Origin of the sequence: Caballeronia grimmiae, assembly GCF_000698555.1 — a bacterium.
Taxonomy (GTDB): Bacteria; Pseudomonadota; Gammaproteobacteria; order Burkholderiales; family Burkholderiaceae; genus Caballeronia; species Caballeronia grimmiae.
The window spans coordinates 1-9,263 of sequence record NZ_JFHE01000078.1 but is presented as its reverse complement, the minus strand read 5'-3'; the positions used below and the strand labels follow the sequence as shown (position 1 = coordinate 9,263).

The window sequence follows — 9,263 nt, the reverse complement described above, 5'->3', positions numbered from 1 at the left end:
CCGATGGCAGGCATCGAATAAACCTAAACGACTACAGAACCTCGACGGCCGGACCGTCTCACTAGCGGAACTTCGATACGCCATGCGATCGATTAACAAAATCATTGCATCGACCGGTTGGATCCGCCGTCCGCTGAATTGGCGAGCCACGCGTCAAAACTGTCCGCCTCCATTGGGCGTCCAATAAAGTAACCTTGAATTTCGTCGCATCCCCAGTCACGGACTTGACCAAGTATCGCGAGCGTTTCGACGCCTTCTGCGACCGCATTGAACCCAAGTTCGTGAACCAATCGAATGACCGAGCGCACGATCATCGCATCGCGAGGGCTTGACGCGATGGCCCGGACCAGCGCTTGATCAATTTTCACTGTTATATCCAACGAACTCAGTTGCGTCAGGTTACTGAAACCAGAACCAAAGTCGTCGATCGCCAAGGAAACTCCGAGCCGGCGGAGCGCGCTAACAGTACTTGCGCTTCTCTCAGTGTGAAGCATTAGGGAGCCTTCCGTTACTTCAAGTTCCAGTTGTTTTGGACTGACCCCGGCCGATTTCAGCGCTCCTTCAACATGCTCCGCAATTTCGGCGCGTGACAGGTCGGACCCGACAGCATTGACGGAGATTACTAAGCGTGGGTGTTGGGTCTGCCATTCAGCGAGTTGTCGCAGCGCCGCAGCCAGCACCCAATCGGTGAGCGCATTGATCAACGCGGTATTTTCGATCAGCGGCACGAATTCGCCCGGCGGAATTTCGCCGAGTTGCGGGTGTCGCCATCGGACCAGGGCCTCAGCGCCGACACATGCGCCATCGATGAGCCGTACGCGCGGTTGATAAACTAGTCGAAGCTGGTTCCGAGCAAGTGCGTCCTTGAACGAGTTGAGCAGCAAAAACGTCCTGTGTCGGCCTTGTCCCATTTCATGGTCATAAAGCACAGCATCCATGTGGCTCTCACGCGCCCGTTGGGACGCGAAGATCAGTGCCGATATCAAGTCGGACGCTCCAGATACGTCGCCTATGCTTACGATGCCAGCGGACGGTGTGACGTCAATAGGTAGGTCACGTCCCACAATCAACGGGCTTTCGAATGCCCCGATGCATCGTCGAACCATCAAGCTAATTTCAGAGCAAGGAGCTTCGCTGATAAAGAGATAACGCGCGTAGCCGATACGATACAGCGTGATACCCGCTCCGAGCGCCGTCACGAGCCTGCCCGACGTCGCCACGGCCACTGCATTAACAGTCTCTAAGCCCAGGGCGACCACCATGCGGTTGATGTAGTCGAGCGTGCACAGGTCGATGAGCACCGCATGCGCGGAGGCCCGGCTTAAGGTAACGTCGTCGGTGAAGCGAGCGAAATTCGGCAGCCCGGTCACATCGTCCAGATGAGCATTTGAGCGCAGTATATTGACCCGCTGGGCGATCAGTCCGGCAAGCGCCGAGAGGCATGATTGGTCGTGGCCGCTGAAGACTGGCCTGCTTTCGGTGTCGATGATACAGAGGGTGCCGATGGCATACCCGTCATCGGTTACGACAGGCGCTCCCGCATAGAATTGGATAAGCGGATCACCGGTGACCAATGGATTGTCGCGGAAGCGTTCATCAAGATTCGCATTCAGGACTACCGTGGGCTCCTTTGACAGAATCGCGTGGCCGCAGAAGGAAATTTCCCGGGGACTTTGTGCGAGCTTCAGTCAGAGGTGGCCCCGTTCGTTCGGACAGTTTTTTCGATTTTTAAGTGGAACGCTGGGTGTTCACGCTGCCGTTCTGATTGCGGGCAGCATCGCGAAGTAGGCTTCATCTGGGGTCTTGTCCGACAGACTTGAATGAGGCCTTTGTTTGTTGTACCAGGTAAGGTAGTTAGCGATGGACTTCTGTGCATGGCCGACGGATTCGTAGGCCTTCAAATATATCTCTTCATACTTCACGCTGCGCCACAGTCGTTCGATAAAACGTTGTCCCGCCAGCTTCCCTTGCCATCCATCGACAGAGCGATTCCGCGCGAGAGGACCGCGTCGGTGAAGACTGTACTGGTAAATTGGCTGCCTTGATCGGTGTTGACGATCTCAGGCAATCCATATTTCGCGAATGCTTCTTCAAGCGCCGCCACCGCATGCTCAGCTTCCATCGTGATGGCGACTCGGTGCGCTAAAACACGGCGACTGGCCCAATCGATCACAGCTGTGAGATAGACGAAGCCGTGAGCCATAGGCACGTATGTCGTGTCCAATGCGTACACCTGACTGCTGCGCTCGATCTTCCGATCGCGCAGCAGGTACGGCCAGATCTTGTGGGCCAGATGTTTGCGGCTCAAGTTCGGCTTGCGATACAGCGCTTCGATGCCCATTTTGCGCATCAACGTGCCGACGTGCTTGCGGCCGACCACTATGCCCTCTCGCTTGAGCAGGCGCATCAACATGCGCGCGCCAGCAAACGGATGCTCCAGGTGCAACTCGTCGATACGGCGCATGAGCGCCAGATCCGCGGCACTCACCGGGCGCGGCGCATAGTACGCACTGGATCGGCTGATACCGACCAGCTCGACCTGCCGCGAAACCGGTAGGGGGTGGGCACGATCAATCATTTCTTTGCGCTCAGCAGGCCTGCCTTGCCGAGCGCGCCGGACAAAAAATCATTCTCCAGCGCCAGTTGGCCGATCTTTGCGTGAAGCGTCTTCAGATCCACCGGCGGCTCATTGACGGGCGAGCTCGTCGCGCCGAACACGTCGGCCGCTCGTTCCTGCAATTGCCGCTTCCATTCCGTGATCTGGTTCGGATGAACCTCAAACTGCTGCGCCAATTCTGCGAGCGTGCGCTCCCCGCGTACTGCTGCCAGTGCCACCTTCGCCTTGAACGCCGCTGAGTGCGTGCGCCGGGTTCTCTTCGTCATCGTCTGGTTTCCTTTATAGGCATTATGCCTATCTCAAAACCCAGCGACTCCACCTAACCGACTGTCCAAATTTCCGGAGCCATCTCTGTCCTACCCGCGACTTGAACCACTGCCGCTCCTCATCCACCAGCGTGACCATAGCGATCGGGACCTCGAACATCTCCGCTGCCAGCCGAGTGATGTCGTCAAAGAACGGCTCAGGTGCAGTATCCAAAAGGTAAGTCGAGCGCAGCGCAGTCAGGCGTACGGCCTCGTCAGCAGGGTACGGCGGTATCAACATGGCTTCCTTTGCTTACTGCAGGTTCTGAGAACAGGTCGCGTAACCCCTACGACCGTCAAGCTTGGCCTGGTACATCGCCACGTCCCCTGACAGAGCAATCGAGGCATACATGCGCTGCACAGCCGGGCCGTTCATCTTGGTGAGCGCCGGCCCATTGCCTGCCGTCGTTTAGCGCCGTGGCGTCTTTGGTCGCTCAATGTGCCGGTCGATACGGCTTCAGGCAATGCGAAAGACAGCCACGGCTTCACCGAGGTCGCGTGATTGACGATCGAGCGTCGTTGCTGCGTCCGAAGTGCGTTCCACGAGCCCTGCGTTTTGCTGAGTGGTTTCGTCCATGTGTGCAACCGCCCGGGCGACTTCACCGACTCCTGCAGCTTGTTCAACAGACGCTTGAGCGATTTCGTTTACGATGCCATTGACGCGTTTGACTGAACCGAGGATCTCTGACATCGCGGTGGCTGCGCCGTTGATCTCAACCGCGCCTGCATTCACTCGCTCGACGGAACTGCTTAGTAGACTCTTGATTTCCTTCGCTGCGCTCGATGAGCGCTGCGCCAACGAGCGGACTTCCGTTGCAACAACGGCAAAACCCCGCCCTTGTTCACCCGCACGTGCCGCCTCTACCGCAGCGTTTAGGGCGAGAATATTTGTTTGGAAAGCGATTCCTTCGATAACCGCAGTGATGTCCGCGATTTTCCTCGATTCAGACGTTATTTCGTCCATCGTCTTGACGATTGACTTCACCATGTCGCTGCCACGCTCGACCTCCAATGCAGTCGCCGTAGCCAAGTCGCTCGCCCGGCGAGCATTTTCTGCATTACTTTGGACTGCGCCGGTGACTTGCTCCATCGACGCGGCAGTCTGTTGCAGCGTCGATGCCTGGCTCTCCGTCCGTTGTGAAAGCTCGGTGCTCTCGATCGCGATTTGTTCGCTCGCGGTCGCCACACTTTGAGCGTGCCGGCGCACATTGCTCACAACATCCCTCAGGGAACTTTGCATGCGGTGCAACGACGAAAGGATGCTGTCCTCGTCTCCCCGCTGCAATGTGAACCGCACTGCGAGGTCCCCCTTTCCAATTGCATCGGTTACCCGCTTCACTTCCCCGGGTTCGCTGCCGAGCGCCTTCGTGATGTAACGTGTAATCCGCCAGGCGATCAATGCTCCCACGCCCACCGCAATCGCCGTGAGCATCATCATCAGGTCCTCAAAGCGTACGCCCACGGAACGCGCGGTCGTCGCCTGTTCCTTGTTTAGACCTTCCTCGAAATCGATGAAGCGATTGATCGCCGCGAGCCATTCGATGAATGCCGGCCGCGCGGATTCCAACACGAGCCTTTTCGCCGCGTCAGCGTCGCCCGCTTTTCGGAGTTCGATTATTTGATGAACCAGCGGCAAGGTCTTCTGCTCGGAAGCCTTGATTTTTTCTAACAGGCTGCGCTCTGAGTCACTTACCGCGTCACCAGCTGCGAATATCGCGTCCATCGGTGCAGCGGAGTCTGCGTAATCGTGCTCCAGTTGTGCGATGTGAGTGACGACAGACGGCAGTTCGCTGAGGGAAACCAACGTAACGTCGCGTACCGCGATTGATCGGTCATGTACGCTACCGCGAAAATTAATGGCATATCGCTGCTTAACGCTGTTGATGTCGTTGATGACTGTCAAAGCCGAATTGATTTTCCCGACTTGGACCATGCCCACGGCCGTAAGGATCGCCAAGAAAAGCAAAATTGCTGCAAAGCTACTAGCGATTCTGGCGCCAACACTGAGATTTTTGAACATACCTTTCTACGCGACCTGTCAAGGTGATTATTGTTCGCCGGGTAATACCCATAGTCCGCATTCGGCGCTTCTCGCTCCGCACGCCTGCGGTCAGATCGCATCCTCTACTGCGGGAGGCGACGGGACACCAGCATCTGCTTGATAACGACACCGCGGCGATCTCCTTTAGCTCTTGTCAGCTTCGCCGCTCCAGATGGAGGCGCGCGGCATCGTTCGCCATGCAGGGCAGTTCCACGGAAAGCTAAATGACCGATCGGCTCGGAGAAAGGATGGCGACAACGTCTCGCGCGCTGTGTGTCGCGCCAACTTCTATGCACTCCGGGTGGTCGTCGACGCGGCAGAGAATCTGATACCTGCTGGTTTTTTTCCGCTGCCGCCCCGGTTTCCCGACGCACGTAAAATCAGGGGTTGTTCGTTGTACCGGAAGCCGGCGCGGGCTGCTGCGGTGGCCACAGGGCGACGGATCGTCCGTAACGGAGAGTGAATGCATTCACAGACTGACGGCTTACGCAAGCCGCGAAGCGCCGCACGGCGCAGCTTTATTCGAGGTAACACATCGGTCGCAACACACGTCGCAGAGATCTTCACGCGCGTGCCGATAGTCGCTGGCCTCGTGGGGACGGCGATTGCCATATCGATGTGCGTGTTGTCTTTCGATACATTGTGGCAGGGTCGCGCGCAGGCGCTGGCCAATGCCCGGCGCTCGTCGGCGAATCTCGTAGCAACGATCAGTAGCGACATTGCGCGCAACATAGAGTCGAGCGACCTGTCACTGCGCGAGCTTGTGCAAGGTGTGCAGGACCCGGCTGTTATGCGTTTGCCACCTGGTCTACGCGACCGTATCTTATTTGATGGGGCGACAGCCCGCAGCAACATCGGTGGGGTGTTCGTCATGAACAGCGGCGGAGGCATCGAGGCCGCACGCGATCCGTCGAGACATGAGCCGCTGACTTTTGCGGACCGGGACTATTTTCGCGTGCACGTCGCCCGTGACGATGTCGGCCTTTTCATTTCCCCGCCGTATTCGTCGCGCCTGCGAGGTGGTTCGTCCTCCATTGCGCTGAGTCGCCGCATTAACGCATCTGACGGTTCTTTCGCCGGAGTAGGTGTCATTGCGTTGAAGCTGGACTACTTCGCATCCTTAGTGTCAGACATAGATGTAGGGAACGCCGGTTCGGCGTTTGTCATCCAGGACGACGGTGTCGTTCTCGCGCGCAAGCCGCCCGCGCCAGCAGGAAAGGAAAAGCTGATCGGGCGCTCGCCCACCTTCCACCTGATGACGGGCGCACCGTCCGGCTCATACGTCTCAGTTTCGCGGATCGATGGCGTGCGGCGTCTGTACACATTCTCCCGAGTGCCGGGAACGTCGCTAATAGTGGTCGTTGCCCCGGCTGAGGACGACGTGCTTGCGGCATGGAGGCGACGAAGCATGGTGATCGGCGGCCTGACGTTGTTCTTTGGTGTCGCGTTCATGGCCGTCTCATGGCTTCTGACGATCGCGCTGCGCGCCCGCTCGATTGCAATGGAGAAAATAAAACGCCTTGCCGGCACCGATCCACTGACGGGTCTCAATAATCGCCGCGCACTAACCCGCCACTTGCAGGACGATTGGCGGCGTGCGCGCCGCGCGAACCACCCCGTGTCGGCGCTGTTTATCGACGTTGATTACTTCAAGCGATATAACGACACGTATGGGCATGCAAGCGGCGATGACGCCCTGGTCGCGGTCGCGCATCACCTCCAGCGCTCAGTGCACCGTCCTGGCAACATCGTCGCGCGGTACGGCGGCGAAGAGTTTGTCGTAATCCTTCCAGGCACTGCGGCAGAAGCAGCAGTGGGATTCGCCCGCCGCGTGTGCGCAAGCATCCAAGAACTTGCGATCCCCAATACCGCCGCTCCCGGCCACGTCATTACGGTGAGCGTCGGATGCGCCACGGCCCACCCCGTTGCCATGAACGATGATCCGTTCGCGCTATTGAGCGAGGCGGACAACGCGCTGTACGCGGCAAAGCGCGCCGGGCGCAACAGGGCGGTCCATATCGACGACCTGACCGCGATGACAAGCGTGAACCAGGCGCTGCACTAATTACGAGGTTCGCCAACTGTGGGGCGCTCCGAGCACCGCATTTGACAGCTTGATTGTCGCGAAGTTGGCGCCTCGAATGCGTTCTGCGTGCCGTCAAGTTGGATTTGTCGCGAAGCCCGCAGCCGCTGCAGGGTCGGGCTGCTGGGACCTCGACCATTAGGTTCTTGCCTGCGACCAGCGCCCGGTATGACGGCGGTGGGATCGGCCAGTTGCCCTTCGGCCCAGCCGAGCTTGCGCTCCATGATGCGCCGATCGACGCGGACAGACGCCAGGTGACCCATCTAGGCTCGCATCGCAATATCGGGCATGAACTCATGGCGACACATTGTGTCCCGCCCTTCGGCACCAAAGCAAGTCAAGTTGTGTCGTCCCCGCCGTCAGGGTAGCAGCGCTTTCTCGAACAAGACTGTAGGGAGAGGACGGACACAGCCTGAAGTGAATGAGCGCTCTCGAAAACCATTCCTTTCGCAAAAAGCGATAGCACGGCGATTCGCCCTGTCTGCTTCAATGACGACGCCCGCATAGCCGAGTGCTGCGGCATCCAATTCCAGTCGGGACAAGAGCACCCGTTCGATGCCGCCCTCGTGGACCCTGCTATAGAGGTAGGTTATTTCGGCAACGCTGTAGTTCCATCGCCGTAGTGCACCACATCCGAGCGCAAATCCGTCCGTGGTGCGAACGACCACGAAGGTACCTCTCGCGGCGCTGACTTCCTCGTTGAACCAGTGGCTTCGGCCGCTTGCACCGTAAAACAGCGCTTGTGCAGCGTCCATCTCGTCAAGGAGCGTCTGCGCCTCAGGGGACCAAGGTTCTTCCTTGCGGACAACTACCGTCGTATCCATGTCAGTCATCGCTTGCAGGATAAAAATGTCCCATCTTGCAAGCAAGCCATACGCCAAAGTGCGGGGCGGTTGCCATCTGCGACTAGGCACGAGGGCGAAGCGTGTGCGTAGCGGCGATAAGCCGTTTCGAGTACGGAGACGTTCAGCCTGCCTTGGCGAGCGGCCAAATATCAGCGTCGGCCGACTCGATCATATCGAGCAGTGAAGAAGGAAGAAGGAGCGGCTAGCTGGGCTGGCAACAGGTGCCGCGTCTCAAGAAGGCTGGACGACGCGACGCCGCCAGTAAAAGAGTGGAAAGAACCCGGTTGGGGTCGGCGAGTTCCACCCCAGTGACGCCGTGCAAGTGCACGAGATCAGCGTCGGTCCGCAAAAAGTCATAGGTGCTGGTGGCAGGGCGGCGGCCGGTTTCTATGACTAGATGTCGGCGTCTGCGCAGACTCCTAAAGCGCTCGCTGACATTGCTTCAAGGCTCTTTTCGAGTGTTTCAACGCTTCCAGACTGTCGTGGAGAGCGAACAGCAACTCTCGTGAGGTCGACGCATCGATGCCAGCTCGCGTCTGCCGTATCAGACGGTCGGTCTCCGCATCAATTTCCTGCTGACACTTCTCGATAGCCTGCTCTAAGGCGCTGACGTCTAATGTCTTTTGACTCATAGCAAGGACTTCCGGGAAAATGTAGACAGTTCGACCCTTATCGACTTCGCTTGCGGTCCGTTAGGCGTCAAGCGTGTGGTCGCTTCCGCGTCCTCCTTCCGTCAGAGTAGGCGGTCTCAGTCTCGCATGGCCGACTCGGGCATGACGATTATAGATATGAATATGTCTCTTTTCGCGTCTGACTGCTCGAAAGACGTCCGGTCGCCCCCGGTGTCTCGCCCGGGCGGATCTTGCGTGCCTCATTAGCACCCACGCTTGTAGGTCGCCCTCTCGGCGGTTGGCTCTTGGACCCAATGCGTGCTAACCCCGTGCTGGACCTTTCATTGCTGAATGCTAAGAGCTAGACGAAAGGAGGACGGCGATGATTCCACAGGAATTGGCTGACAGGGCGATTGCCAAGACGGAGGCCGAGATAGCGAAGTGGGAGTCGCGGGTTCAAAGGCAGCGTAACCATATCCGCGCGTATCCGGCCCATGGGGGTATCGATCTGGAGCTATCGAAGCAAATATTGTCGACGTTCGAAGCGGCGCTGGCGGACGCATACCGGCGGCGAGATCAATTGCTAGATGCGGAAGTGTTAATAAGAACTGCATCGCGGCGAAAGCGCGCGTGAAGGCGCCTTGCCCGCCCGCTAGGCTTCGTCAACTCGACGGTTTACCCTCTTGGGTTGCATCAACTGGGCTGTTATCAAGAGCCGCACCGATTGGCCTAGACAGCGTCAAGCGGCACGGCCGGTCAGC

Annotated in this window: 5 protein-coding genes and 1 pseudogene; 2 read left to right on the top strand and 4 right to left on the bottom strand. The window is 58.3% G+C overall.

The window, feature by feature from the left end; translation table 11 throughout:
• Positions 1-101: 101 nt before the first annotated feature.
• The 3 genes and pseudogenes from BG57_RS33595 to BG57_RS30130 form a co-directional block, all read right to left on the bottom strand.
• A complete protein-coding gene (locus BG57_RS33595) occupies positions 102-1,661 on the bottom strand; it encodes a sensor domain-containing phosphodiesterase (protein ID WP_268237999.1) in 1,560 nt (519 codons plus the stop codon).
• Positions 1,662-1,748: 87 nt separating this feature from the next.
• Positions 1,749-2,883: pseudogene (locus BG57_RS30145) on the bottom strand (IS3 family transposase).
• A 496-nt stretch (positions 2,884-3,379) separates the two neighbouring features.
• The gene (locus BG57_RS30130; RefSeq protein ID WP_052006101.1) at positions 3,380-4,942 is read right to left on the bottom strand and encodes a methyl-accepting chemotaxis protein; all 1,563 of its coding nucleotides are present in this window, start codon (positions 4,940-4,942) and stop codon (positions 3,380-3,382) included.
• A gap of 484 nt (positions 4,943-5,426) precedes the next feature.
• On the opposite strand from BG57_RS30130, the gene BG57_RS30125 reads away from it, so the two are divergent.
• The gene (locus BG57_RS30125) at positions 5,427-7,028 is read left to right on the top strand and encodes a sensor domain-containing diguanylate cyclase (protein ID WP_229753889.1); all 1,602 of its coding nucleotides are present in this window, start codon (positions 5,427-5,429) and stop codon (positions 7,026-7,028) included.
• 377 nt (positions 7,029-7,405) lie between these two features.
• On the opposite strand, the gene BG57_RS30120 is transcribed toward BG57_RS30125, so the two are convergent.
• Positions 7,406-7,870 (bottom strand): GNAT family N-acetyltransferase, encoded by a 465-nt coding sequence (locus BG57_RS30120; RefSeq protein WP_075583255.1) that lies wholly within the window; start codon positions 7,868-7,870, stop codon positions 7,406-7,408.
• 1,014 nt (positions 7,871-8,884) lie between these two features.
• Here BG57_RS30120 and BG57_RS30110 point away from each other — a divergent pair.
• Complete coding sequence (locus tag BG57_RS30110; RefSeq protein WP_035970836.1) at positions 8,885-9,136, top strand: hypothetical protein; 252 nt, start codon at positions 8,885-8,887, stop codon at positions 9,134-9,136.
• The last annotated feature ends 127 nt before the right edge of the window (positions 9,137-9,263 follow it).

Excerpts from the sequence above, each read along its gene's own strand:
- BG57_RS30130 (WP_052006101.1), bottom strand. The coding sequence starts at position 4,942 with ATGTTCAAAAATCTCAGTGTTGGCGCCAGAATCGCTAGTAGCTTTGCA.
- BG57_RS30125 (WP_229753889.1), top strand. The coding sequence starts at position 5,427 with ATGCATTCACAGACTGACGGCTTACGCAAGCCGCGAAGCGCCGCACGG.
- BG57_RS30120 (WP_075583255.1), bottom strand. The coding sequence starts at position 7,870 with ATGGATACGACGGTAGTTGTCCGCAAGGAAGAACCTTGGTCCCCTGAG.
- BG57_RS30110 (WP_035970836.1), top strand. The coding sequence starts at position 8,885 with ATGATTCCACAGGAATTGGCTGACAGGGCGATTGCCAAGACGGAGGCC.